The sequence below is a fragment of the uncultured Comamonas sp. genome (assembly GCF_964277875.1).
Taxonomy (GTDB): domain Bacteria; phylum Pseudomonadota; class Gammaproteobacteria; order Burkholderiales; family Burkholderiaceae_C; genus Comamonas; species Comamonas sediminis.
The window spans coordinates 1-24,554 of the sequence record NZ_CAXYJV010000034.1 but is presented as its reverse complement, the minus strand read 5'-3'; the positions used below and the strand labels follow the sequence as shown (position 1 = coordinate 24,554).

Below are 24,554 nucleotides of genomic sequence, written 5' to 3'. Positions count from 1 at the left end.
GGGTCCTTAGCACTCCTGTACCCGATTCCAGGCGGTCATTCGGCCTACGTCAGTTTCCGGTCGCAGCTGAGAGGCCCAGCACCTGGCTTACCCGCAGACTGGTGACAATCATTGCTCGAAGCTGGCAGGAGGTTCCGTACTTTCAACGGAATGAATCCAAAACGCTTTCAGCGGCGTATAGCGCACATGCCCATTTCTTCCAAACTCTCCACCCCTATGAGCCGCCGCCTAGGCCTTATCAGCATTGGTTCCGCCATCGCAGCCCTGGTCTCCGGCTGTTCGGGTGCCCAGGTTCTGGACCACCTGGTGGCCCATGACACCTACCACGGCCCCACGGGCGTACCCTATGGGCCCGATCCACGGCATCTGCTGGATGTGTACCAGCCACAGGCCAGCACGGTGCCCGGCCCTGCACCGGTGGTGCTCTTTTTTTACGGCGGCAACTGGACCAGCGGCGAGCGGGCCGAGTACCGGTTCGTCGGCGAGGCGCTGGCTGCGAACGGCATCATCGCGGTGGTGGCCGACTACCGGCTGAGCCCCCAGGTGCAGTACGACGGCTTTCTGGGCGATTGCGCGTTGGCGCTGCAGTGGACCTTGGCCCATGCCGCCAGCCTGGGGGGCGACCCGGCGCGGGTGATGGTGATGGGCCATTCGGCCGGGGCTTACAACGCCGCGATGTTGGCACTGGACCCGCGCTGGCTCGCGCCTTTGGGCCTGGCACCGGATCGCCTTGCGGGCTGGATAGGTCTGGCCGGGCCCTACGACTTTTTGCCGCTGGTGGACCCCCAGGTTCAGGTGGCTTTTAACTGGCCGCACACCCCGGCCGATTCCCAGCCGATCTTCTATGCCGAGGCCAAGGCCCCCCGCACTTTGCTGCTGGCCGCACGCAACGACAAGATCGTTGATACGCAGCGCAACACCGTCGGCCTGGCGAACCGGTTGCGGGCGGCCGGTACCAATGTGGATATGCGGATCTTTGACCGGCTCAGCCACGTGACGACGGTTGCCGCGCTGGCCCGGCCGCTGGACTGGCTGGCACCGGTTCTGCCGACGGTGGTGGACTTTGTACGCGGGGATCCGAAAACGGCGCCATGACCGATAAAGGGAGCGCTGCCGTGGCCAGATGGCCTCGGCGTCAAGCCTGCTTTGCAGCTGGTGCCCAGGTGGATCTCTCGTGGCGGGAGTCGCATGGCGACGGGCTGGCGGCGCTAAGATCGTGGTTTTGGCCAGAACCGGCCTTCCGCCACCACCGCACAACGGTGCCAGCCAGCGCTGCTGTCAACCGCTTCCATGCATCACCTCTACACCCACCCGCACCAGGGCGCGTTTGGCCATGTCCTTGCCAAGTTGTTCAATTCGCGCCGCTTTGCCACGTACCGGCGAGCGGCGATGTCTCGCCTGCCCTTCATGACCTTGGACAGCGATGTGGTGGACGTGGTCTACATGAACTGGCTGGTGGACGAAGCCCTGGCAGCACCCTTTGCCCCGCCGGGCGCGCGCCTCTGGTCTCACCAGGGCCGCACTCCGCTCACGGTGCTGACCTATCGGCATGGCCATTTTGGTCCCCGTTGGATGGGCCCCTTGAGGCGCTTGATGCCTTCGCCGCTGCAGAGCAACTGGCGCCTGTACCTCGCAGAGCCGCTGTTTGATGCGCCGCCCATTCCCACCGTCGCCTTTGTCTACAACACGATGGACAGCCTCGCCTATGTGGCCGGGACGCGCCTGTTCAGTGATGCCTTGCCATCCCATTGGCCAGCCCGTTTCGATTTCCGCGTGACTCCCGATGAGGCCATCATCGGCATCGCGCCTGGCGACGGCAGCGCGCCAAGATTGGCGGCGAGGGCGACCAGGGCGGCGAGGGCGGGGGAGGCCGTTTTGCCGCCCCCCTGGTCCGGGATGTTCCATAGCTGGCCGGATGCGATCGTGCGCCTGGCCTCCCAGGATGCCGCTGTGGTGGAGGTGCCGATGGCGGAGGGCGCCCCTGCGAGGTCGGCCTTGGCGACGATTGCATTGCCGGTGGATGCCGCCTCGGTGGAGCCCTTGCTGCTGGATACGCACACCCTGGACTGTCCTTTGCTGCAGAGGCTCGATGCGGACCCCGAGGCCCTCTGTTTTCTGCTGCCCAGCGTGCGCTTCTCTGCCTTGTCCGAACGGCTTTTGCGTGCTCCTGCCTGAGGCGGGCCCGCTGCAACAGCGTTGTTAGCCCATCAAAAATGGGGGCTTGACGCAAACCAACCAACTAGTAGAATGGCTCATCTTTGAATGCGCTAGCTGCCCACCCGATGACTGTTGAACTCTCCCCCCGCGCCACTGAATTGGCAGAACACGCCCGGCAACTGCTGGCCGCCGGCGGCTACAACGGTTTCAGCTATGCGGATCTCTCTAACAAGGTGGGCATCGGCAAGGCCAGCATCCACCACCATTTCCCCAGCAAGGCGGACTTGGTGTTGACAGTGGTGCAACGCCACCGGCAGCAATCCGCTGCGGGCTTGGCAGCGATGCAGCAGCATATCGGCGACGATCCACAGGCCCAATTGAGCGCTTATGTAGATTACTGGGCGCGCTGCATACGCGATGGTTCATCGACGATGTGCATCTGCGCGATGCTGGCCGCTGAGGCGCCGATGATTCCGCCGGAAATAGCAGCGGAAGTGCGTGGCTATTTCCAGGAGCTGAGCGAGTGGCTGGCAGCGGTGATCACGCAAGGCCAGGCCAAGGCGCAGTTCAAGCCAGAAGCGAATGCGCCGGTAGAAGCGCTCACATTGATGTCCACCGTGCACGGCGCGATGCTGACGGCGCGCGCCTTGGGTGACCCTGAAGCTTTCCAGACGATTGTGCGCGCTGCGATACATCGGCTGGCCGTGTAAAGAATGGCCCGCTCAGCCAGGGAGGCGGGCCCTCTATTTTTTGCCCTGCAAACCAATCAACTAGTCGGTTGTTTTAAGAAAGTCCACCCTATGCCACATCCCATCTCGACCCTTGGCGCGGTACATACCGCCATCAGTGTGCTGCCGCTCGCTGCCGGCTTGTACAGCTTTATCCGCTACCGCGCGATTGAGCCGGCCAGGCGCTCGGGTCAGCTGTACCTGGTCAGCATGCTGCTGTCCGTGCTGACCGCTTTCGGCCTGTCCAGCACCGGAGGCTTCAATGCCGGCCATGCCCTGGGCATTCTGGCGCTGCTGGTGATCGGTGGGTCGTTGCTCATCCGGCAGCTGCCGCTGTTCCCGCGCCTGGTTCCCTATCTGTCGCAGTTCGGCTTTTCGTTCAGCTTCTTTCTGCTGTTGGTACCGGCCATCGGCGAAACCTTGACGCGTCTGCCAGTTGCCCATCCGTTGGCCACCGGCCCTGAGTCGCCTTTGGTGCGCGGCACCTTGCTCGCCTGGTTGGCGATTTTTGTGGTCGGCTCCGCATTGCAAATGTGGTGGCTGCGCTCGCAGCGCAAGCGCTGAATAGGCAAAACCGGTTGTCTTCCGGCGGACAAGAGGTGGTGCAGAGGGTCCGCAACAGTGCGTTTGGAATTGCCGCGCTTCTCGGGTACCAGCCGGTAAACACCGCCTTTGGCTGACAGACAACGCCCCCGCCTGGTGCTGCAATAGTTGCCGACTCATCCAATTCAGCGGCCCTATGAACGTTCAGCGACTGCTCCAATGGGTAGAAGTCTTCCGTTCAACCTGGGGCCCGAGGGCCTGAAAGTGGAAGCAATGACGCAATCGCATGGCAAACCCATCGCTAGAAACATAACGGTAGCGATCCTGGTCCTGGTGACCTTGTTTTTGGTGGGGGGCGGGGGATGGCTGATCGCGCTCGGTGGCTCGGCCTACTACCTGGCGGCAGGCGTGGTGCTGGCCGTCATCACCTGGTTGTATGCGCGTGACCGCGTCGCAAGCCTGTGGTTGTATGCCGTGCTGCTGTTCGCGACGATCGCATGGGGCATCTGGGAGTCGGGGACCGATTTCTGGGCGCTGACGCCGCGGCTGGATATCTGGTTTGTGCTGGGCCTGTGGCTGGTGCTGCCCTGGGCGAGCCGGCGGCTGCTGCCCAGCGCGGGTGCGAAATCGCTGCTGTCTGTGGGACTGGTGGCGGTGCTTGCGGTGCTGGGCCTGAGCTGGTTCAACGATCCGCAAGAAGTCAATGGCAGCCTGGCGCGCGCGCCGTCGGCCCAGAAAACGCCGGTGGCGGGCGTGGCCGATGCCGACTGGCCGGCCTATGGACGCACCCAGGCAGGGGTGCGCTACTCGCCGCTGGCGCAGATCAACGACAGCAACGTGAACAAGCTCCAGCTGGCCTGGAAGTACCAGACGGGTGACTTCAAGGGCGAAGACGACTCGGGCGAAACTACGGCAGAGCTGACGCCGATCAAGGTGGGCAACCGTATGTTCATCTGCACGACGCACCAGTTCCTCGATGCCCTCGACCCGGCAACGGGCAAGCGCCTGTGGCGCTTTGATCCGCAGCTAAAGGCCGACCGGACCTTCCAGCATCTGACTTGCCGAGGCGTGTCCTACTACGACAGCGCCAACGTCGAGGCCAACAGCGCCAGCGTGCAGAAGAACCTGACCCAGGCCTCTGCCGAGTGCCCCCGCAAGGTGATCCTGCCGGTGAACGATGGGCGCCTGTTTGCGGTGAACCCGGACACCGGCAAGCCTTGCAGCGACTTTGGCAACCAGGGCCAGGTGGATCTGCAGGCCAATATGCCCTTTCCTTACCGGGGCGGCTACAACCCCACATCGCCCCCGGTGGTGACGGGCTCGACGATCGTGATTGGCGGCTCGATCACCGACAACCTGTCCAACGCGGAACCTTCTGGCGTGATTCGCGGTTATGACGTCAACACCGGCGCGCTGCGCTGGGTGTTCGATACCGGTGCTGAGGACCCGAACCAGATGCCCGGCGAGAAAGGCGAGTTCGTGCACAACTCCCCCAATGCCTGGGCGCCGTTGGCCTATGACGCCCAGACCGACATCGTCTACGCGCCGACGGGCGTCGGGACGCCCGATATCTGGGGCGGCGACCGGACCCCATTGAAGGAGCGCTATGCCAACTCGATGCTGGCCCTGGATGCCAGCACCGGCAAGCTGGTCTGGCACTTCCAGACCACCCACCATGATCTCTGGGACATGGATGTGCCAGCGCAGCCCTCGCTGGTCGACCTCAAGCGCCAGGACGGTACAACGGTGCCTGCCATTTATGTGTTGACCAAGACCGGGCAGCTGTTTGTGCTCAATCGGACGAATGGCGAAGCGATCCTTCCGGTGACTGAAAAGCCGGTGCCGCAAAGCGTCAAGCGCGGCCCGCAAACCCATGGAGAACACTATGCGCCGACGCAGCCGTTCTCGCCGTTGAACATGGGGCCGCATGAGAATCTGACGGACCGGAACATGTGGGGCGCCACGATGTTCGACCAGCTGATGTGCCGGGTGATCTTCCACCGCCTCAATTACGAAGGTATCTATACGCCGCCGTCGGAAAATGGCACCTTGGTGTTTCCGGGCAACCTTGGCGTATTCGAGTGGGGAGGCATGGCGGTGGACAGCGACCGCCAGATCGCGTTCATGAACCCGCTGGGTCTGCCCTTTGTGTCGCGCCTGATCCCTGCGGACCCGAACCGTCCGCGCACTGAAAAGGGCGCAGGCACCGAGCAGGGCGTGCAGCCTATGTATGGCACGCCGTATGGGGTGGAGCTCAATGCCTTCTTGTCGCCGCTGGGCCTGCCCTGCAAGGAACCTGCATGGATGACGGTCGCGGGTGTGGATCTGGCGACGCATGAAGTCGTGTGGCGCAAGCGTGTGGGCACCATCCGCGACAGCCTGCCCAAGCTGATGGAGCTGCCGCCGATCAAGGCCGGTGTGCCGGGTTTGGGTGGCCTGATCTCCACCGGCGGCAACCTGATGTTCATCGGCGCGACCCAGGACAACTACCTGCGCGCGTTCAACGCCAGCAATGGCGAACTGCTCTGGCAGGCACGCCTGCCCGCTGGCGGCCAGGCCACGCCGATGACCTACGACATCGGCGGCAAGCAGTATGTGGTCATCATGGCCGGCGGGCATGGCTCGTTCGGCACCAAGCTGGGTGATTCGCTGATGGCCTATGCGTTGCCGGATTGAGTGGAAGACGAAGGGCTAGCGGGCGCTGCTGCACCAGCGGCACCGCTTTCGCAGAGGCACCCTGGGTCTTTGCAAGAATTGTTACGATTCGCCTACCCGGCCATCCTTGGCCGGGTTTTTGCCGTCTCGCTTGGCCGTTTATGAATTCCTCGTCCCCCTCCTATGTCATTGGTATCGATCTGGGCACCAGCCACACGGTGGTGGCCTATGCACCACTGACGGCGGCGGGGGACGAGATTGCGCTGCTGACCATTCCCCAGCGCAGCAGTGCGGGCGAGGTACAGGCGCAGACCCTGCTGCCCTCGGTGCGCTACCAGGCGGCTGCGGGGGAGTTGGGTGATGCCTGGCAACAGCCCTGGCCGCCGCAAGGCGCGAGCGATGAAGCGCCGGCGGTAGTGGGACGCTGGGCCCGTGACCTGGGCACCGCTGTGCCCAGCCGCCTGGTAGCCAGCGCCAAAAGCTGGCTGTCGCACCCGGGGGTGGACCGCAGCGCGGCCATCCTGCCCTGGGGCGCCGGTGACGAGGTCGCCAAGATATCGCCGCTGGCAGCATCGGCCTCCTACCTGGCGCATGTGAAGGCTGCCTGGGAGCAGGCCCATCCGCAGGCGCCACTGAGCGCGCAGATCGTTGTGCTGACGGTGCCCGCCTCGTTTGATGAGGGCGCGCGCGCGCTGACTGTGGAGGCCGCTCAACGGGCCGGCCTGCCGCAGGTGCATTTGCTCGAAGAGCCCAAGGCCGCTTTCCACGACTGGCTGGTACTGCAGGGCGAGCAGCTGGCTGCGCGGCTCGCCGACAGCCGGCTGGTGCTGGTGGTGGATGTGGGCGGAGGCACCACCGACCTGACCCTGATCCAGGTCGAGCCCGCCGCCGATGGCGGCCTGCCGAGCCTGACACGCACTGCCGTGGGCGAGCACCTGATGCTGGGCGGCGACAACATGGATCTGGCGCTGGCCCACCAGCTGGAGCCCCAGTTTGCGCCCGAGGGCCAGCGCCTGCCGGCGGCCCGCTTTGCGCAGCTGGTGCAGCGCTGCCGCATCGCCAAGGAGCAGTTGCTGGCGGCTGATGCGCCCGAGCAGGTGGCGGTGACCCTGCTGGGCGGCGGCAGCCGCCTGCTGGCCCAAAGCAAGACGGCCAGCCTGAGCCGCGCCCAGGTGCAGCAATGGGTGGTTGAAGGCTTCTTACCGCTGGCCGAGCGCAGCGCGGTGCCCAGCAAACGCCAGGGCGCCTTGCGCGGCTTTGGCCTGCCCTACCCGGCTGATGCGGCCATCACCCGGCATCTGGCGCAGTTTCTGGCGCAGCATGCGGGCAACGGCGGGGCGCAGGCGCTGCCCGATACCGTCTTGCTCAATGGCGGCGTGTTCCATGCGCATGCGGTGGTGGAGCGGCTGACGCAGCAGCTCAGCGCCTGGCGCGGCACGCCAGTGCGCGTGCTGCACAACCCGCACCCCGACTGGGCCGTGGCCCGGGGCGCGGCCGCCTATGGCCTGACCCGTTTTGCGCCCGAGACTGAGCCCGCCGCAGCGCTACCCGCAACCACCGATGCAGCAGCACCGCCTGTGGCCCCCCTGCGCAGCCGCTTGCCGCAGATTGGGGGCGGATCGGCGCGCAGCTACTGGCTGCTGCTGCCCGGTGCCAAGGGCGCAGCACCCCAGGGCCTGTGCCTGCTGCCGCGCGGCACGCAGGAAGGGGTGCGCATGGTGTTATCGGGCCGGCGCTTTGCGCTCAAGCTGGGCCAGGCGGTGCGCTTTGACCTGCTGGCCAACAGCTTGCCCAGCCAGCCGGCCCAGGCCGGGCAGCTGGCGCCGTTGCAGGGCGATGGTTGGGTGGAGCTGCCGCCGCTGGCCACCGTGCTGCCCGCGCCCGAGGGCCAGCACCAGGCCCAGATCGAGGTGCAGCTGCAGGCCAGCATGACTGAAGTCGGCACCCTGGAGGTGCGCTGCATGGCGGTCGATGACCCGAGCCAATCCTGGCTGCTGCCGCTCAGCCTGCGCGGCACGGTGCAGGCTGCGGATGAAAGCGTGGCCACCGCTGACAGCGCCGGCGAGGCGCATGCCAGCGCTCGCCGGGAGCAGGCGATTGCGCAGATCGACCGTATTTTTGGCAACCAGGCGCAGGCGGTGGACGCCAAGGAAGTACGCCAGCTGCGCCAGGTGCTGGAGCGGCTGCTGGGCCCGCGCAACAGCTGGGATCTGGCACTGCTGCGCGCGATGTTTGATGCGCTGCTGGCGCGTGCCAAGCGCCGCCGCCGCACGCCCGAGCATGAGCGCGCTTGGCTGAACCTGGCCGGCTGGTGCCTGCGCCCGGGCCTGGGTGCGCAGCTCGATGCCTGGCGGGTGGAGCAGGTCTGGGCGCTGTACCCGCAAGGCCTGGGCCATGGCAAGGAGCCGGGCAACTGGACCGAATGGTGGGTGTTCTGGCGCCGCGTGGCTGCCGGCCTGAACGAAGCGCAGCAGATGGAGCTGCTCGAAGATGTGGCCGGCCACATGCAAAAGGCGGTGCAGCAAACCGCCCGCAAGCGCGCCGATGGCAGTGGCGGCAAAAGCAGCCATGGCAGCTATGACGACATGCTGCGCCTGTTTGCCGCGATGGAGGCCGTGCCTTGGCAGTACCGCCAGGAGATGGGCCAGTGGATGCTGCAGCGCCTGAAGCGCGAGGGCGAAACCGTGCAGACCTGGTGGGCCATTGGCCGCCTGGCCGCCCGCCAGCCGATGGCCGCCAATGCCCACCTCGTCATGCCCCCCGACGCCGCCCAGGAGTTTGTGCAGGCCACGCTGGCCCAGGACTGGCGCCGCAACGAGACCGCCATGTTTGCAGCGCTGCAGATGGCGCGCATGACCGGCGACCGCGCCCGTGACCTGCCCGATGCGCTGCGCAGCGCGGTGCTGGAGAAGATGCGCAGCAGCGGCGCACCCGAGCGCTGGATCGCGATGGTGAGCCAGGTGGTGGAGATGGATGCCGAAGACCAGCAGCGCAGCCTGGGCGACAGCCTGCCGCCGGGTCTGGCGTTGCTGTAAGCGCCTGTTCAAGCGCTCATCACGCCGCGGCCGTGGCTTGGAACAGGCCTTTCGCCCCGTGTTTGGGCGCTGCCCTCTGCTGCAATCGCGACGGGTGGCGGCGCCCGTCGCGGCATTGTGGCCACCGGCCAGTGCAACAATGGCGGCTGCGCCGCGCGGAACTGCGGGCGCGGTGCCACTTTCAGGAGATATTGCAATGATGTTTGACACGACCCCCTCTTCAGCTTGCTTGCCGCGCCGTGCTGCGCTGGCTGCGGCACTGGCCGCCGTGCTGGCGGGCGGCGTGCTACCCCAGGCCTGGGCACAAGGGAGTACCGCTAGCAGTACGGCCAACTGGCCGAACAAGCCCATCACCTTTGTCGTGCCCCAGGCCCCCGGCGGTGCCAATGATGTGATTGCCCGCGCCGTCGCACAGGGCCTGGGCCAGTCGCTCGGGCAGCCGGTGATTGTGGAGAACCGGGCAGGGGCCAATGGCAATGTGGGCACCAGCCAGGTGGCGCGCAGCGCGGCCGATGGCTACACCTTTCTGGTGACGGCGCAGAGCGCTTACACGATCAACCCGGCGCTCTACAGCTCGGTGCCTTTTGACCCGATCAAGGACTTCACGCCGGTGATGCAGCTGGCCGTGGCGCCGTATCTGCTGGTGGTGAACCCGAACTTCCCGGCCAAGAACCTGGATGAGCTGGTGGCCTATGCCAAGCAGCACCCGGGCAAGGTCGAGTACGCATCGGCCGGCAATGGCACCTTGAACCATTTGCTAGGCGAGATGCTGAAAAAGCAAAAGGGCGTGGACCTGCTGCATGTGCCTTACAAGGGCGCCTCGGCCGCTGCCACCGATGTGGTCGCCGGCCAGCTGCCGATGACCTTTGGCAGCTTTCCTGGTGTGATGCCCTTTGTCACCAGCGGCAAGCTGCGCGTTTTGGGCGTGGCCTCGGACAAGCCAACCCAGCTGGCGCCTGAGATCCCGCCGCTGGGCAAGGGCCTGGCCGTCACCAGCTGGTACGGCCTGTTTGCACCAGCCGGCACGCCCGATACCGTCGTCGTGCGCCTGCATGCCGCGATCACCAAGGTGCTGGCGACGCCGGTGATGGCCGAGCGCCTGAAGACCCTGGGCGCCGAATCGGTGGTGTCGACCCCGCAAAGCTTCAAGGCCAGCCTGCCAGCCGAGCTGGCCTACTGGAAGCAGGTGGTGCAGGACTCGGGAGCGCACATTGATTGATACCCAAGACGCCGCACTGCTGGACGCCTGCAGGCAATTGCCCGTCGTCGGCCTGCTGCCGGCGGGCCCGCGCAATGCCATCACCGATGTGGCTGGCCTGCGCCTGGGGCATTGCACGGTGGCCGATGGCGATCTGCAGACCGGGGTCACGGTGCTGATCCCGCCGGTGGACAACCCCTTCCTGCACAAGCTGCCCGCCGGCCTGGCGGTGATCAACGGCTTTGGCAAGAGTGCCGGCCTGGTGCAGCTGGCCGAGCTGGGCCAGATCGAAACCCCGATTGCGCTGACCAATACCTTTGGCGTCTCTGCCGTGGTGCAGGCGCAGATTGCGCAGTGTATTGCGGCCAACCCTGAATGCGGCCGCAGCCTGCCCACCGTGAATGCGCTGGTGCTGGAATGCAATGATGGCTACCTGAGCGATATCCAGCGCATGGCCATGGGCCCGGCGCACTACCAGGCGGCGCTGGACAGCGCTTCGCCCGACGTGGTGCAGGGCGCGGTGGGTGCGGGCCGGGGCATGTCGGCCTTCCAGCTCAAGGGCGGCATCGGCAGCGCATCGCGCCAGGTGGTGGTGGGCGAGCAGCGCTATACCGTGGGTGCGCTGGTGCTGGCCAATATGGGCAAGCTGGCCGATCTGCGCTGGGGCGGCCAGGCGCCGGGTGCAGCGCTGGAGCGACGGCTGCAGGCCAAGCTGGCCGCTGGCGCAGTGGCAGGTGCCGAAGTAGGCGATGGTGTGGACAAGGGCAGCATCATCATGCTGCTGGCCACCGATGCGCCGCTGGACAGCCGCCAGCTCAGCCGCCTGGCGCGGCGTGCCGCCGCCGGCCTGGCCAACACCGGCTCCTGTTACGGCCATGGCAGCGGCGATATCGCGCTGGCGTTCTCGACGGCCTACACCCTGCCCGCCGATGCGGCCACGCCGATGCCGGCGCTGGCGATGCTGCATGAGGCGCAGCTGGACCCGCTGTTCCGCGCGGCGGCCGATGCGGTGGAGCAATCCATTTTGAATGCGCTGTGGCATGCCCAGAGCGTGCAAGGGCGGGACGGCCACCAGCGCTGGGGGCTGCAAGAACTCTGCAAGGACTGAAGCGATGAAAGTACTGATTTCTGTCGATATCGAAGGCGTGGCCGGTGTCTACCACCCCGAGCAGGTGCGCGCGGGCAACCCGGAGTACGAGCGCGCGCGCCGCCTGATGGCCCAGGAAGCCAATGCTGCTGTCGAAGGCGCTTTTGCCGCTGGCGCGGAGGAGGTCTATGTCAACGACTCGCATGGCGGCTTTCGCAACATGCCGCCCGATCTGCTCGATGCGCGCGCCCAGGTCATCCAGGGCAAGCCGCGCTACCTGAGCATGGTGGCGGGCGTGGAGCTGGGGGTGGATGCGGTCTGCATGGTCGGCTACCACTCGCGCGCGCAGGGCCGGGGCATCCTGGCCCACACCATCAACAGCTTTGCGTTTGCCAGCATCCACATCAACGGGCAGGAGGCCAGTGAGGCCAGCATTTATGGCGCGTTGGCAGGCGCCTATGGCGCGCCGGTGGTGATGCTGGCCGGCGACGATGTGCTGCGCGAGGAGAACCAGGCGATCTTCCCGCATGCGGTGTTTGTGCAGACCAAGCGCGCCACGGGCCAGGGCAGCGGCATCAGCCTCTCGCCCGAGCAGGCGCAGCAGGCGATCCGCGCCGGGGTGGAGCAGGGCCTGGCCGGCCGCGCGCGCTGCCAGCCGCTGCCAACGGCGAGCCCGGTGCAGGTGCAGATTGCCGCGACCTCGCCGGGCATGGCCGATCTGTTCTGCCAGTGGCCGGCCCTGGAGCGGGTCGATGGCCGCACGGTGCGCTTCAGCGCGCCGGATATCGAATCGGCCGTGCGCATGACCAATTGCCTGTCAGCCATGTCCAGCATGCTGCGCTGAGCGGCCTGTAGCCATGCTCCGGCGGGCATGGCATGAAACCTGCTGGTTAGAGCGCTCAACATCGTTGGTGCGCGTTTATGAAGTCTTCCCTGCATTTTCTGGTCGCTGCCCGCCAGCATGAGATGGCTGCGCTGGAACAGCTGGGCAAGGCCTGCTCGCTGGTGGTGGCCATGTCCTCGCTGGTGCATGCGCTGCAAAAGGAGCGCGGGCTGTCGAACATGGTGCTGGCCAGCGGCGGCGCGCAGGGCGCCGAGCTGCTGGCGCCCCAGCGGCTGCTGGCGGATGCACAGATCGCCAATGTGCGCGATGAGCTCGATCGCCTGGGCCCGCACCCCTCGGGCGGCAGCGGCGCGCGGCTGTGCAATGCCATTGCCTATACCTTGCAAGGCGTGGCGGCCCTGCCTGCGCTGCGCGCCCAGGTGCAGGCCGGCGGGCTGACACCGGCGGTCTGCACCGATGCCTTTGCGCGCCTGATTGCCGGCTGCCTGGCCGTGGTGTTTGAGGCGGCCGACAGCGCCAACGAGCCCGAGATTTCGCGCATGCTGGTGGCCCTGTTCCACCTGATGCAGGGCAAGGAGCTGGCCGGGCAGGAGCGCGCCTGTGGCACCAGCGCCTTTGCCTCGGGCCAGCTGCAGCCCGGCGCCCGGGCGCAGTGGCTGCACCTGATCGAATCGCAGGAACGCTGCTTTGAGGTGTTTGCCAGCCTGGCCAGCGCCCGCGTGCTGCTGCTGTGGCAGGCCCATGTGGCCGGCGATACCGATATGGCGGCGGTGGAGCGCATGCGCCGCGTGGCCCACACCGCCACCGGCGCCAGCCTGAACCGCAGCTGGAGCGCCGACTGGTTTGCCGCCTGCAGCCACCGGCTCGATGCCTTGCATGGCGTGGAGACCTTGGTGGCGCAGGAGCTGCAGGTGCTGTGCCTGCACAAGCTGCAGGCCCAGGAGCAAGCGCTGGCGGCCTTGCAGGCGCTGTCGCCGGGCGCCGAAGGAGGCACAGGGGCCGCAGAGGGCGGCATGGCCTTTTTTGAGGCCTCGGCGCCGCCCGATGCCTGGTCGCTGGATGCCGTGGGCGCACCGGCGCTGGGGCGGGATATCTTGTCACTGGTGCAGCAGCAAGCGCAGCGGCTTCAGACCATGCAGAGCCAGATCCACGAGGCCCGCACTGCCTTGCATGAACGCAAGACCCTGGAGCGCGCCAAGGGCCTGCTGATGGCCCAGCACCAGCTCAGCGAGAGCGATGCCTACCAGCTGCTGCGCCAGACGGCGATGAACCAGAACAAGCGCATGCAGGAGGTGGCCGAGGCGGTGCTGGCGATGGCGGCCTTGGTGCCCACCGTGCCTGGAGCGCCTGCCACGCCTGCCGCCCCCGAGCGGCGCTGATCCGGGCCGCTACCAACAATCCTGCGCACCAAAGCATGGCAGCCACCGTGCAACCCACTGCTGCAATGCACCATTGCAGGGACGGTGGAGGGCATTCCGTGCTGGCAGCGGTCCGCACGCCAGAGAGAAGCACCGCATTTTTTAAATTGGCATGGAAAATGCATTGATCTCTTCAACCAGGCCAAAGGCGGCCTGTTTCCGGTAATCGCGAGTTATTTCGGGACAACGGCGTCCCTTTCCTGATGGTGCAAGCCATCAGCGGAAGGACGCCGTTTTTTGTTTTTGGAACATGCAACGCTTTCGATGGAGTCCGACCAGAATGACGACACGCCCCACCACTGATACCGCCCCGGCGGCCGAGGCCTCGCCCGCTCCGTCGGCCCAGGCCGGCCGCCGCCAGTTTCTGCGCCATGGCGCCCGGGCAACGGCCGCAGCCTTTGTCTACAGCGCGCTGGGCCACCAGGGGGTCTGGGCCGCTGGCTCGGATGCGCCCGAGAAAAAAGAGGTCAACATCGGCTTTATCCCGTTGACCGACTGCGCCAGCGTGGTGATGGCCTCGGTGCTGGGGCTGGACCAGAAGTACGGCGTCAAGATCATGCCCAGCAAGGAAGCCAGCTGGGCCGGCGTGCGCGACAAGCTGACCAATGGCGACCTGGACATGGCCCATGTGCTCTATGGCCTGGTCTACGGCGTGCAGCTGGGTGTGGGCAGCCCGCAAAAGGACATGGCGGTGCTGATGACGCTCAACCGCAATGGCCAGGCGATCACCCTGTCCAAAAAACTGGCCGACAAGGGCGCGGTGGATGCTGCCTCGCTCGCCAAGCTGATGGCCGCCGAGAAGCGCGAATACACCTTTGCGCAGACCTTCCCGACGGGGACCCATGCGATGTGGCTCTACTACTGGCTGGCCAGCGCGGGCATCCACCCGCTCAAGGATGCCAAGGTGATCACCGTGCCGCCGCCGCAGATGGTGGCCAATATGCGGGTGGGCAATATGGATGGCTTTTGCGTGGGCGAGCCCTGGGGCCACCGCGCGATCATGGATGGCATCGGCATCACGGCCGTCACCACCCAGGACATCTGGCGCGACCACCCGGAAAAGGTGCTGGGCTGCACGCAGGACTTTGTCAGCCGCAACCCCAACACCGCACGCGCTGTCACCATGGCCATCCTGGAGGCGGGCCGCTGGATCGATGCCAGCCTGCAGAACAAGCAGAAGATGGCCGAGACCATCGCCGGCAAGGCCTATGTGAACACCAGCGTGGATGCGATCAACCAGCGCATTCTGGGCCGCTACCAGAATGGCATGGGCAAGACCTGGGACGACCCCAACCACATGAAGTTCTTTGCCGACGGCGATGCCAGCTACCCCTACCTGTCCGATGGCATGTGGTTCCTCACCCAGCACAAGCGCTGGGGTTTGCTGAAGAACCACCCCGACTACCTGGCCGTCGCGAAAAAGATCAACCAGACCGCGCTGTACAAGGAAGCGGCCACGCAGCTGAAGATGGCCGTGCCCAAGTCGGACATGCGCAGCAGCGCGCTGATCGACGGCAAGGTCTGGGATGGATCGGACCCCGCCAAGTACGCCGACAGCTTTGCGATCAAAGCCTGATAAGGAGCACCCCATGCCAGTTGCACTGCGAGAGAGTGTGTCGCCCTTGCCGACATCGGCCCCGGCCGAGCGCAAGGTCTTGTCCATCCATGAGCACATGGCGCGCAGCCTGCCCACCGCTGGGGCGGCTGCGGCGGCCGAGCCATCAGCGCCATCCGCGCCGGCTGCTGCGGCCCCGCGCGATCTGGCCGCCGCCTGGCAGCAGCGCTTTGGCAGCTTGGTGCAAAGCCTGCTGCCACCGGTGCTCGGCTTTGGCCTGCTGCTGGTGCTGTGGTCCATCTTCGCCCAGGGCAACCCCGGCATCCCCAGCCCGCAGGAGACCTGGCTGCAGGCGCAGGAGATCTTTCGCGATCCCTTCTACCGCAAGGGCCCCAATGACCAGGGCGTGGGCTGGAATGTGCTGGCCTCGCTGCAGCGGGTAAGCATCGGCTTTGGCCTGGCGGCGCTGGTTGGCATTCCGCTGGGCTTTGTCATCGGCCGCTTTGAGTTTCTCTCGCGCATGTTCAACCCGGTGATCAGCCTGCTGCGCCCGGTCTCGCCGCTGGCCTGGCTGCCGATTGGGCTGCTGGTGTTCAAGGGCGCGAACCCGGCGGCGATCTGGACCATCTTCATCTGCTCGATCTGGCCGATGGTGATCAACACGGCCGTGGGCGTGCAGCGCGTGCCACAGGACTATATGAATGTGGCGCGGGTGCTGAACCTGAGCGAGTGGAAGATTGCCACCACCATCCTCTTTCCCGCCGTGCTGCCCTACATGCTGACGGGCGTGCGCCTGGCCGTGGGCACCGCCTGGCTGGTGATCGTCGCTGCCGAGATGCTGACCGGTGGCGTGGGCATTGGCTTCTGGGTCTGGGACGAGTGGAACAACCTCAACGTCAAGAACATCATCATCGCGATCTTTGTCATTGGCCTGGTCGGCCTGCTGCTGGAATGGGCGCTGATCCGCCTGGCCTCGGCATTCACTTTCGAGGAGGTCAAGGCATGATGCCCAATACGCTCAACATCCCCGCCACGTCCCAGGGCAAGTACATCGAGATCCAGCAGGTGGCGCAAAGCTTCAAGACCGCCAAAGGCCTGTTCCAGGCGCTGCAGGACATCAACCTGGAGATTGCCCAGGGCGAGTTTGTCAGCCTGATCGGCCACTCGGGCTGCGGCAAATCCACCTTGCTGAACCTGATTGCCGGCCTGACCAGCCCCAGCGAAGGCACCTTGCTCTGCGCCAACCGCGAGATCAAGGGCCCCGGGCCGCAGCGGGCCGTCGTGTTCCAGAACCATTCGCTGTTGCCCTGGCTGACCTGCTGGGCCAATGTGCACCTGGCAGTCGAGCGGGTGTTTGGCGGGCGTGAGCGCAAGGCCCAGCTCGCCGCCCGTACCGATGCCGCGCTGGCGCTGGTGGGCCTGACCCACGCGGCGCAAAAGCGCCCTGGCGAGATATCGGGCGGCATGAAGCAGCGCGTGGGCATTGCCCGGGCCTTGTCGATGGAACCCCAGGTGCTGCTGATGGACGAGCCCTTTGGCGCGCTGGATGCCCTGACCCGCGCCAAGCTGCAGGACGAGATGCTGGAGATCGTTGCGCGCACGCGCAGCACCGTGGTGATGGTGACCCATGATGTCGATGAGGCCGTGCTGCTGTCCGACAAGATTGTGATGATGACCAATGGGCCCGCTGCGACGATCGGCGAGGTGCTGACGGTGCCCCTGGCCCGCCCGCGCAACCGGGTGGCCTTGGCCGAGGATGCGCAGTACCAGGCCTGCCGCAAGTCGGTGATTGACTTTCTCTACACCCGCCAGGTGCATGTGGAGAAGGTGGCCTGAGCACTGCCGCGGATGCTGCCCCAGGCGCTCCCCACGGAGCGCCTTTTTTATGCACGCAAATGAGGCAGGGCGGCACCCAAGCAGCACAAAAAATGTGCACAGGCGATGCGCGGCTGCCGGCGCGCGTCGACAGCCAACTTGGTATGGAACTTGCATAGTTGTTGGCGTGGCCATGGCGGCCACCGGGTGGTGGTGCAAAGTGGCGCTGCCGTCCAAAGACAAAGACGTCTAAGCGCGCATGCCTGGCATGCGGCGCCTAGACGTCTTTTTTTTTGTGCTGCCCACGGGAAATGCTATGAAAAAAATCAAGTTGGTCATGGTTGGCAACGGTATGGCGGGTGTGCGTGCGCTCGAAGAGCTGCTGGCCCTGGCCCCGGATTTGTACGAGATAACGGTATTTGGCGCGGAGCCACACCCCAACTACAACCGCATCCTGCTGTCGCCGGTGCTGGCGGGCGAGCAGACCCTGGAGGACATCGTCCTCAACGACTGGAGCTGGTACGAGACGCATGGCGTGCGCCTGCATGCCGGCTGCACGGTGCATGCGGTGGACCGCGCCCGACGCGTGGTGCATGCCCGCAATGCCCAGGGCGAGGCGGTGACGGCCGGCTACGACCGGCTCATTCTGGCCACCGGCTCCAACCCCTTCATGCTACCGATTGCCGGCAAGGAGCTGCAAGGCGTGCTGGCCTACCGCGACATTGCCGATACCCAGGCGATGATCGATGCGGCCAGCAGCTGGCGCCATGCGGTGGTGATTGGTGGCGGCCTGCTGGGGCTGGAGGCGGCCAATGGGCTGATGAAGCGCGGCATGCAGGTAGCGGTAGTGCATGCCGGCGAGTGGCTGATGGAGCGCCAGCTGGATGACCAGGCCGGGCAGCTGCTGAAGAAGTCGCTGATCGAGCGGGGCATGCAGTTTTTCATGCAGGCGCAGACGCAGGAGCTGCTGGGCAATGCCGAAGGCCGGGTGCGTGCGCTGCGCTTTGCCGATGGCCGCGAGATCGAGGCCGACCTGGTGGTGATGGCCGTCGGCATCCGCCCCAACACGGCACTGGCCGAGGCCATGCACCTGCATGTGAGCCGGGGCATTGTCGTCAGCGACACCATGCAGACCATCACCGACCCGCGCATCTATGCGGTGGGCGAGTGCGCCGCGCACCGGGGCATTGCCTACGGCCTGGTGGCACCGCTGTTTGAGCAGGGCAAGGTGCTGGCCAACCACCTGGCCGAGCTGGGCATTGGCCGCTACCAGGGCTCGCTCACCTCGACCAAGCTCAAGGTCACCGGCATCGATCTGTTCTCGGCCGGGGATTTCCAGGGCGGGGAGGGCACCGAGCAGATCGTGCTGAGCGACCCCTACTCAGGCGTGTACAAAAAGCTGGTGATCAAGGAAGACCGGCTGGTGGGCGCCTGCCTGTATGGCGATACGGTCGATGGCAGCTGGTACTTCAAACTGCTGCGCGAAGGCCGCAGCGTGGCCGATATCCGCGACAAGCTGATGTTTGGCGAATCCAACCTGGGCGATGCCGGCCACCAGGGCCAGAACAAGGCCGCCGCGCTGGCGGATGCCGACGAGGTCTGCGGCTGCAATGGCGTCAGCAAGGGCGCCATCTGCAAGGCCATCAAGGACAAGGGCTTGTTCACCCTGGACGAGGTGCGCAAGCACACCAAGGCCAGTGCCAGCTGCGGCTCCTGCACCGGCCTGGTCGAGCAGATCATCATGTTCACCGTCGGTGGGGACTATTCGGCATCGCCCAAGACCAAGCCGATGTGCGGCTGCAGTGAGCATGGCCACCAGGCGGTGCGCGATGCCATCCGTGAGCACCGGCTGCTGACGACCGACAGCGTCTTCCGCTTCATGGAATGGAAGACGCCCAATGGCTGCGCCAGCTGCCGCCCGGCCATCAACTACTACCTGATCAGCACCTGGCCCAAGGAGGCGCGTGACGACCCGCAAAGCCGCTTCATCAACGAGCGCAGCCATGCCAACATCCAAAAGGATGGCACCTACAGCGTGATCCCGCGCATGTGGGGCGGGGAGACCACGGCCGCCGAACTGCGCCGCATTGCCGATGTGGTGGACAAGTACCAGATCCCCACCGTGAAGGTGACCGGCGGCCAGCGCATTGACCTGCTGGGCGTGAAAAAGGAAGACCTGCAAGGCGTGTGGAACGACATAGGCATGCCCTGCGGCCACGCCTATGCCAAGGCGCTGCGCACCGTCAAGACCTGTGTGGGCAGCGAGTGGTGCCGCATGGGCACGCAGGACAGCACGCAGATGGGCAAGGACCTGGAGCGCGCGATGTGGCGCATGTATGCGCCGCACAAGGTGAAATTTGCCGTCAGCGGCTGCCCGCGCAACTGCGCTGAATCAGGCATCAAGGATGTGGGCATCATCGGCGTGGACTCGGGCTGGGAGATGTACATCGCCGGCAACGGCGGCATCAAGACCGAGGTGGCGCACTTTCTCACCAAGCTCAAGACTGCCGAGGAGGTGCTGGAGTACACCGGTGCCTTTATGCAGCTCTACCGGCTGGAGGGCTGGTACCTGGAGCGCACGGTGCACTACGTGAACCGGGTGGGGCTGGACTATGTCAAGCGCCGCATTCTGGACGATGCCGCTGGCCGCCAGGCGCTCTGGGCCCAGCTGCAGCAGGCGCTGGAGGGCGAGCCCGACCCCTGGTTCGAGACCGACAAGGCGGCCGTGGATCTGCGCCAGTTCCAGCCGCTGCCGGTGCTGCCCGCACTGCAGGCTGCGCCTGTGTTGGCGGCCCTGTCCGCCCCCGTACCCGCCACCACCACCGCCGGCGCATGATGCCGCGCCGCCAGGAGACCGACATGAATGAATGGATCACCATCTGCGCCATCGATGAGATTCCGGTGCTGGGCGCCCGCCGCGTGGCCCGCGCCCAGGGGCTGGATGTCGCCGTGTTCCGCACCGCCAGCGGCGAGGTGTTTGCACTGCTCGACCGCTGCCCGCACAAGGGCGGTCCGCTGTCGCAAGGCCTGGTGTTTGGCAGCAGCGTGGCCTGCCCCTTGCACAACTGGACGATTGCGCTGGCCACCGGCCAGGCCGCAGCCCCCGATGAAGGGTGCACCCCGCGCTTTGCGGTGCGGCTGGAAGGCAGCGCGGTGCAGCTGCGCGCCGATGAGCTGGCCCAGCATGCGCTGGAGCAGACCCGGCCGCTGGCGGGACCGGTAGGCCTGGGGCGCTGCGGTTCGGCTGCCTCCAGCTGCAGTTCGTCGCCATCCACCGTGGCCGCCTGATTTCGCCCACCGGACGGAGCCGCCCATGCGAGAGACCCGATCCACCTGCCCCTATTGCGGCGTGGGCTGCGGCGTGATCATCACGTCCGACGGCCAGCAGATCACCGCCGTGCGCGGCGACCCGGCGCACCCGGCCAACCAGGGCAAGCTCTGCACCAAGGGCAGCAGCCTGCACCTGACGGCAGCGCCCGCGCTGGCGCGGCAAAGCCGCTTGCTGCAGCCGATGCAGCGCCTGCAGCGCGGGGCCGCACCCGAGGCCCGCAGCTGGGACACGGCGCTGGACCAGCTGGCCCGCCAGCTGCTGCAAATCCATGCCGACCATGGACCCGATGCGCTGGGCTTTTACCTGAGCGGCCAGCTGCTGACCGAGGACTACTACGTGTTCAACAAGCTGGTCAAAGGCTTGTTAGGCACCAACAACCTGGACACCAACTCGCGCCTGTGCATGAGCAGCGCGGTGGCCGGCTACAAGGCCACCCTGGGGGCGGATGCACCGCCGGCCTGCTATGAGGACATCGACCTGGCCGGCTGCTTGTTCATCAGCGGCAGCAATATGGCCTGGGCGCACCCCATCCTGTTCCGCCGGGTGGAAGAGGCCAAGGCGCGTCATCCCGAGCGCAAGATCATCGTTGTTGACCCGCGCCGCACCGAGACCGCCGAGCTGGCCGATCTGCACCTGGCCCTGCAGCCGGGCAGCGATGTGATGCTCTGCCATGGCCTCTTGCACATCATGCTGGCCCAGGGCTGGGCCGACCCAGCCTTTATCGATGCGCACACCAGTGGCTTTGCGCAACTGCATGCGATCGTGCGTGAGGCGACGCCGGAGCGGGTGGCCCAGGTCTGCGGCCTGGCGCTGGCCGACCTCTACCTGGCCGCACAATGGCTGGCCTGGGGCGGGGCCGATGCGCCGGGTACGAACAGCGAACGCCTGCCCACCCTCAGCCTGTACTGCCAGGGGCTCAACCAAAGCAGCAGCGGCACGGCCAACAATGCGGCGCTGATCAACCTGCACCTGGCCACCGGCCAGATCGGCAAGCCGGGCGCGGGCCCCCTGTCCTTGACCGGCCAGCCCAATGCGATGGGCGGGCGCGAGGTGGGCGGCCTGTCCAACCTGCTCAGCGCCCACCGCGACATGGCCAACCCGCAGCACCGGGCCGAGGTGGCCCAGCTGTGGGGCGTGGAGGCCGTGCCGGCGCTGCCCGGCAAGTCGGCGCTGGAGATGTTTGAGGCGGCGGCCGATGGCCAGATCAAGGCCCTGTGGATTGCCTGCACCAACCCCGCGCAGAGCATGCCCGAGCAAGCCATGGTGCGCCGCGCGCTGGAGCGGGCCGAGCTGGTGGTGGTGCAGGAGGCCTTTGCCCAGACCGAGACGACCGTTTACGCCGACTGGCTGCTGCCCGCCACCACCTGGGGCGAGAAGCTGGGCACGGTCACCAACAGCGAGCGCCGCATATCGCGGGTGCGCGCGGCGGTGGCAGCGCCCGGCCAGGCGCGCCATGACTGGCAGATTGGCGTGCAACTGGCCCAGCGGCTGGAACGCCATCTGCGCCCTGGTAGCCCCAGCCTGTTTGCCTATGACACCGTGCAGGCCGAGCGCGGCTGCGAAGCCATCTGGACGGAGCACCGCGACAGCACGCGCGGGCGCGACCTGGACATCACGGGCCTGAGCTGGGCGCTGCTGGAGGCGCAAGGCCCGCAGCAGTGGCCGCTGCCCAGCGGCGCGGCCCAAGGGCGCCAGCGCCTCTACAGCGATGGCCGGTTTGCCACCGACGATGGCCGCGCCCGTTTTGATGCCCAGGCCTGGAAGCCGGTGGCCGTGCCGCGCGATGCGCACTACCCCTTCAGCCTGAACACCAGCCGCCTGCGCGACCAGTGGCATGGCATGAGCCGCACCGGCCAGCTGGGCCGCCTGTTTGCCCATGCCAGCGAGCCCAGCGTGCAGGCCCACCCGCAGGACATGCGCCGCCTGCAACTGCAGGATGGCGACCTGGTGCAGCTGCACAGCCGCTACGGCAGCCTGGTGCTGCCGGTGCTGGCCGATGCCGGCCTGCAGCCCGCGCAGCTGAACCTGCCGATGCACTGGGGCAGCATGCACTTGAGCGGCAGCACCGTGGACGGCCAGCGCCTGGCGGGCGTGAACGCGCTGACCACACCCGAGCGCTGCCCGCGCTCCAAGCAGCCCGAGCTGAAGCACGTGGCGGTGCAGCTGGAAAAAGCCAGCCTGTCCTGGCAGTGCCTGGGCATGGCCTGGCTCGATGACCGCCAGGTGCTGGCCACGCGCCAGGCGCTGGCCACGTTGTTAGGCGAGTTCGACTTTGGCAGCTGCGTGCTGTTTGGCCGCGCCGTGCCACTGGATGGCGCTGCTGGCCAGGGCCGCAATGGCGTGCAGTTCCGCGCTGCCGCACGCCAGGCGCCGCCGGCGGCCTTGCTGGCGCGTTTGCAGCAGCTGCTGCAGCTCGATGGCCCGCAGACCCTGCGCTATGCCGATGCGCAGCGCCAGTGCAGCCGCGCCATGGCCATGGGCGAGCAAGCGGGCGAGCCGGTGCTGCAGGCCTTCTTGCTCTGCGGCGATGCCAGTGCCGGCCAGTGGCTGGCGCCGGTGCTGCGCGATGAGCAATCGACGCGCAGCTTTGGCCGCCTGCTGCTGTCCTCGGGCAGCCAGGCGCCTGCTGCGTTGCCCACCCGCGCACGCCAGGTCTGCGCCTGCATGAATGTGGACGAGGCCGCCATTGGCGAGGCCCTGGCCCGCATCGACGGCGCGCCGGAGCAGCGCCTGGTAGAGCTCAAAAACACCTTGGGCTGTGGCACACGCTGCGGCTCCTGTATTCCCCAACTCAAGCAGCTGGTGCAGCGCGTGGCCCCGGCCGCGCTGGCCCCTTCTGCCTGATGCTTTTGAAAGGTCTTGCCATGCATGCCATTGCCACCACACCCCTCGCCGCCGGCCGCTGCTACCTGGTGGGCGCCGGCCCCGGCGACCCCGAGCTGCTGACCCTGCGCGCCTGGCGCGCCATCCAGGCCGCCACTTTGCTGTTGGTGGACGACCTGGTCTCCGCCGACATCGTGGCGCTGGCGCCCGCTGCCACCCGCACCATCTATGTGGGCAAGCGTGGCGGCCGGGCCAGCACCTCGCAGGCCTTTATCGAAAAGCTGATGGTGATGGCCGCGCGCCAAGGTGAGACGGTGGTCCGCCTCAAAGGCGGCGACCCTTTCATCTTTGGCCGGGGCGGCGAGGAGGTCGCCCACCTGCAGGCCCAGGGCGTGCAGGTGGAGGTGATCAACGGCATCACCTCGGGCCTGGCCGCGGCCACCAGCCTGGGTGTGCCGCTGACCCACCGCGACTATGCCCATGGTGTTGTCTTTGTGACCGGCCATGCCAAGCCGGGTGGGGCGCCTTTGGATTGGCACCAGTTGGGCGCTACGGCTGAGGCGATGTCGCTCAGCCTGGTGGTGTACATGGGGGTGGGGGCGGCGCCTTTGATTGAGGCTGGTCTGTTGGCTGGTGGCTTGGCGCCGGATACGCCGGTGGCTTTGGTGCAGAACGCTAGTTTGTCTTCTCAGCGGTCGGTGTTGACGTCTTTGTCTTGTTTGGTGAGTTGTTTGCAGGGGAGTGGGTTGGGGAGTCCTTGCATGATGGTCATCGGGAAGGTGGCTGGGTTGGCGGATGCTAGTTTGTTGTGGCAGGGGCTTGTTGAGCCTTTGGAGCGGCAGGCTTGATGGGTTTGTTTCTTTATTGGCACTGTTTACTACTGGCGTAGGGCAGTTGGCCGGGTCTCGCCCCGGCGGGCGAGGTACTTTTCTTGCGCGGCCAAGAAAAGTACCCAAAAGAAGGCCGCCCCTGCTGACTGCGTCCCTTCGCTTCGCTGCGGGCAACCTGTGGTGCTCGGGCATGGGCTGCACCGCGAAACTCACTACGCGCCAAAGGCGCTCCGTTCAAACAGACGCGGTGAGTCAGTTCACGAAGCAGTTGCACTCTGCGGTGCAACTGCCAGCCCATACCCTGTGCTCCTCGGCGCATTCAGAAGGGGTATTGGCAGACGCAGGCCATCGCTGCGCTCGGCGCCTGAAGTTCTTGCTTTTGCGTATGCCTGCGGCGCTGCTTGGTTTTGCTGGCCGGGTCTCGCCCCGGCGGGCGAGGTACTTTTCTTGCTCAGCCAAGAAAAGTACCCAAAAGAAGGCTGCCCCTGCTGACTGCGTCCCTTCGCTTCGCTGCGGGCAACCTGTGGTGCTCGGG

General features: G+C 66.4%; 17 protein-coding genes. All 17 read left to right on the top strand.

Annotation, left to right across the window (positions count from 1 at the left end; translation table 11 throughout):
- Nucleotides 1-216: 216 nt before the first annotated feature.
- Nucleotides 217-1,095 (top strand): alpha/beta hydrolase, encoded by an 879-nt coding sequence (locus tag ACHWUQ_RS12070; RefSeq protein ID WP_394681271.1) that lies wholly within the window; start codon nt 217-219, stop codon nt 1,093-1,095.
- Between the two features lie 294 nt (nt 1,096-1,389).
- The gene (locus tag ACHWUQ_RS12065) at nt 1,390-2,175 is read left to right on the top strand and encodes a hypothetical protein (protein ID WP_394681270.1); all 786 of its coding nucleotides are present in this window, start codon (nt 1,390-1,392) and stop codon (nt 2,173-2,175) included.
- A 107-nt stretch (nt 2,176-2,282) separates the two neighbouring features.
- Nucleotides 2,283-2,867: a TetR/AcrR family transcriptional regulator gene (locus tag ACHWUQ_RS12060; RefSeq protein WP_394681269.1), complete on the top strand. Its 585-nt coding sequence runs from the start codon at nt 2,283-2,285 to the stop codon at nt 2,865-2,867.
- A 90-nt stretch (nt 2,868-2,957) separates the two neighbouring features.
- Nucleotides 2,958-3,449, top strand: coding sequence for a hypothetical protein (locus ACHWUQ_RS12055; RefSeq protein WP_394681268.1), 492 nt, complete (start codon nt 2,958-2,960; stop codon nt 3,447-3,449).
- A 252-nt stretch (nt 3,450-3,701) separates the two neighbouring features.
- On the top strand, nt 3,702-6,104 hold the full coding sequence (locus ACHWUQ_RS12050) for a glucose/quinate/shikimate family membrane-bound PQQ-dependent dehydrogenase (RefSeq protein WP_394681267.1): 2,403 nt from the start codon (nt 3,702-3,704) through the stop codon (nt 6,102-6,104).
- A 140-nt stretch (nt 6,105-6,244) separates the two neighbouring features.
- Entirely contained in the window at nt 6,245-9,118 is a 2,874-nt protein-coding gene (locus ACHWUQ_RS12045; protein ID WP_394681266.1) for an Hsp70 family protein, read from the top strand.
- A gap of 196 nt (nt 9,119-9,314) precedes the next feature.
- Nucleotides 9,315-10,337 carry a tripartite tricarboxylate transporter substrate binding protein gene (locus ACHWUQ_RS12040; RefSeq protein WP_394681265.1) on the top strand — a complete coding sequence of 341 codons (1,023 nt, stop codon included), beginning with the start codon at nt 9,315-9,317 and terminating at the stop codon, nt 10,335-10,337.
- Nucleotides 10,330-11,424, top strand: a complete 1,095-nt coding sequence (locus tag ACHWUQ_RS12035) for a P1 family peptidase (RefSeq protein WP_394681264.1) — start codon at nt 10,330-10,332, stop codon at nt 11,422-11,424. Before ACHWUQ_RS12040 ends, ACHWUQ_RS12035 begins: the two co-directional genes overlap by 8 nt.
- A 4-nt stretch (nt 11,425-11,428) precedes the next feature.
- The gene (locus ACHWUQ_RS12030; protein WP_313337007.1) at nt 11,429-12,247 is read left to right on the top strand and encodes a M55 family metallopeptidase; all 819 of its coding nucleotides are present in this window, start codon (nt 11,429-11,431) and stop codon (nt 12,245-12,247) included.
- Between the two features lie 77 nt (nt 12,248-12,324).
- Nucleotides 12,325-13,626, top strand: a complete 1,302-nt coding sequence (locus ACHWUQ_RS12025) for a nitrate- and nitrite sensing domain-containing protein (RefSeq protein ID WP_394681263.1) — start codon at nt 12,325-12,327, stop codon at nt 13,624-13,626.
- 319 nt (nt 13,627-13,945) lie between these two features.
- Nucleotides 13,946-15,241 (top strand): CmpA/NrtA family ABC transporter substrate-binding protein, encoded by a 1,296-nt coding sequence (locus tag ACHWUQ_RS12020; protein WP_394681262.1) that lies wholly within the window; start codon nt 13,946-13,948, stop codon nt 15,239-15,241.
- Between the two features lie 97 nt (nt 15,242-15,338).
- On the top strand, nt 15,339-16,226 hold the full coding sequence (gene ntrB / locus ACHWUQ_RS12015; protein ID WP_394681339.1) for a nitrate ABC transporter permease: 888 nt from the start codon (nt 15,339-15,341) through the stop codon (nt 16,224-16,226).
- Nucleotides 16,226-17,056: an ABC transporter ATP-binding protein gene (locus ACHWUQ_RS12010; protein ID WP_394681338.1), complete on the top strand. Its 831-nt coding sequence runs from the start codon at nt 16,226-16,228 to the stop codon at nt 17,054-17,056. The genes ntrB and ACHWUQ_RS12010 overlap by 1 nt, the downstream gene beginning before the upstream one ends.
- A 295-nt stretch (nt 17,057-17,351) precedes the next feature.
- Nucleotides 17,352-19,871, top strand: coding sequence for a nitrite reductase large subunit NirB (gene nirB / locus ACHWUQ_RS12005; RefSeq protein WP_394681261.1), 2,520 nt, complete (start codon nt 17,352-17,354; stop codon nt 19,869-19,871).
- Between the two features lie 23 nt (nt 19,872-19,894).
- On the top strand, nt 19,895-20,323 hold the full coding sequence (gene nirD, locus ACHWUQ_RS12000; RefSeq protein ID WP_394681260.1) for a nitrite reductase small subunit NirD: 429 nt from the start codon (nt 19,895-19,897) through the stop codon (nt 20,321-20,323).
- A gap of 25 nt (nt 20,324-20,348) precedes the next feature.
- Nucleotides 20,349-23,210: a molybdopterin-dependent oxidoreductase gene (locus ACHWUQ_RS11995; protein WP_394681259.1), complete on the top strand. Its 2,862-nt coding sequence runs from the start codon at nt 20,349-20,351 to the stop codon at nt 23,208-23,210.
- A gap of 20 nt (nt 23,211-23,230) precedes the next feature.
- Nucleotides 23,231-24,037: a uroporphyrinogen-III C-methyltransferase gene (gene cobA, locus ACHWUQ_RS11990; RefSeq protein ID WP_394681258.1), complete on the top strand. Its 807-nt coding sequence runs from the start codon at nt 23,231-23,233 to the stop codon at nt 24,035-24,037.
- Nucleotides 24,038-24,554 lie beyond the last annotated feature (517 nt).

Excerpts from the sequence above, each read along its gene's own strand:
- ACHWUQ_RS12070 (WP_394681271.1), top strand. The coding sequence starts at position 217 with ATGAGCCGCCGCCTAGGCCTTATCAGCATTGGTTCCGCCATCGCAGCC.
- ACHWUQ_RS12065 (WP_394681270.1), top strand. The coding sequence starts at position 1,390 with ATGTCTCGCCTGCCCTTCATGACCTTGGACAGCGATGTGGTGGACGTG.
- ACHWUQ_RS12060 (WP_394681269.1), top strand. The coding sequence starts at position 2,283 with ATGACTGTTGAACTCTCCCCCCGCGCCACTGAATTGGCAGAACACGCC.
- ACHWUQ_RS12055 (WP_394681268.1), top strand. The coding sequence starts at position 2,958 with ATGCCACATCCCATCTCGACCCTTGGCGCGGTACATACCGCCATCAGT.
- ACHWUQ_RS12050 (WP_394681267.1), top strand. The coding sequence starts at position 3,702 with ATGACGCAATCGCATGGCAAACCCATCGCTAGAAACATAACGGTAGCG.
- ACHWUQ_RS12045 (WP_394681266.1), top strand. The coding sequence starts at position 6,245 with ATGAATTCCTCGTCCCCCTCCTATGTCATTGGTATCGATCTGGGCACC.
- ACHWUQ_RS12040 (WP_394681265.1), top strand. The coding sequence starts at position 9,315 with ATGATGTTTGACACGACCCCCTCTTCAGCTTGCTTGCCGCGCCGTGCT.
- ACHWUQ_RS12030 (WP_313337007.1), top strand. The coding sequence starts at position 11,429 with ATGAAAGTACTGATTTCTGTCGATATCGAAGGCGTGGCCGGTGTCTAC.
- ACHWUQ_RS12025 (WP_394681263.1), top strand. The coding sequence starts at position 12,325 with ATGAAGTCTTCCCTGCATTTTCTGGTCGCTGCCCGCCAGCATGAGATG.
- ACHWUQ_RS12020 (WP_394681262.1), top strand. The coding sequence starts at position 13,946 with ATGACGACACGCCCCACCACTGATACCGCCCCGGCGGCCGAGGCCTCG.
- ntrB (WP_394681339.1), top strand. The coding sequence starts at position 15,339 with ATGGCGCGCAGCCTGCCCACCGCTGGGGCGGCTGCGGCGGCCGAGCCA.
- ACHWUQ_RS12010 (WP_394681338.1), top strand. The coding sequence starts at position 16,226 with ATGCCCAATACGCTCAACATCCCCGCCACGTCCCAGGGCAAGTACATC.
- nirB (WP_394681261.1), top strand. The coding sequence starts at position 17,352 with ATGAAAAAAATCAAGTTGGTCATGGTTGGCAACGGTATGGCGGGTGTG.
- nirD (WP_394681260.1), top strand. The coding sequence starts at position 19,895 with ATGAATGAATGGATCACCATCTGCGCCATCGATGAGATTCCGGTGCTG.
- ACHWUQ_RS11995 (WP_394681259.1), top strand. The coding sequence starts at position 20,349 with ATGCGAGAGACCCGATCCACCTGCCCCTATTGCGGCGTGGGCTGCGGC.
- cobA (WP_394681258.1), top strand. The coding sequence starts at position 23,231 with ATGCATGCCATTGCCACCACACCCCTCGCCGCCGGCCGCTGCTACCTG.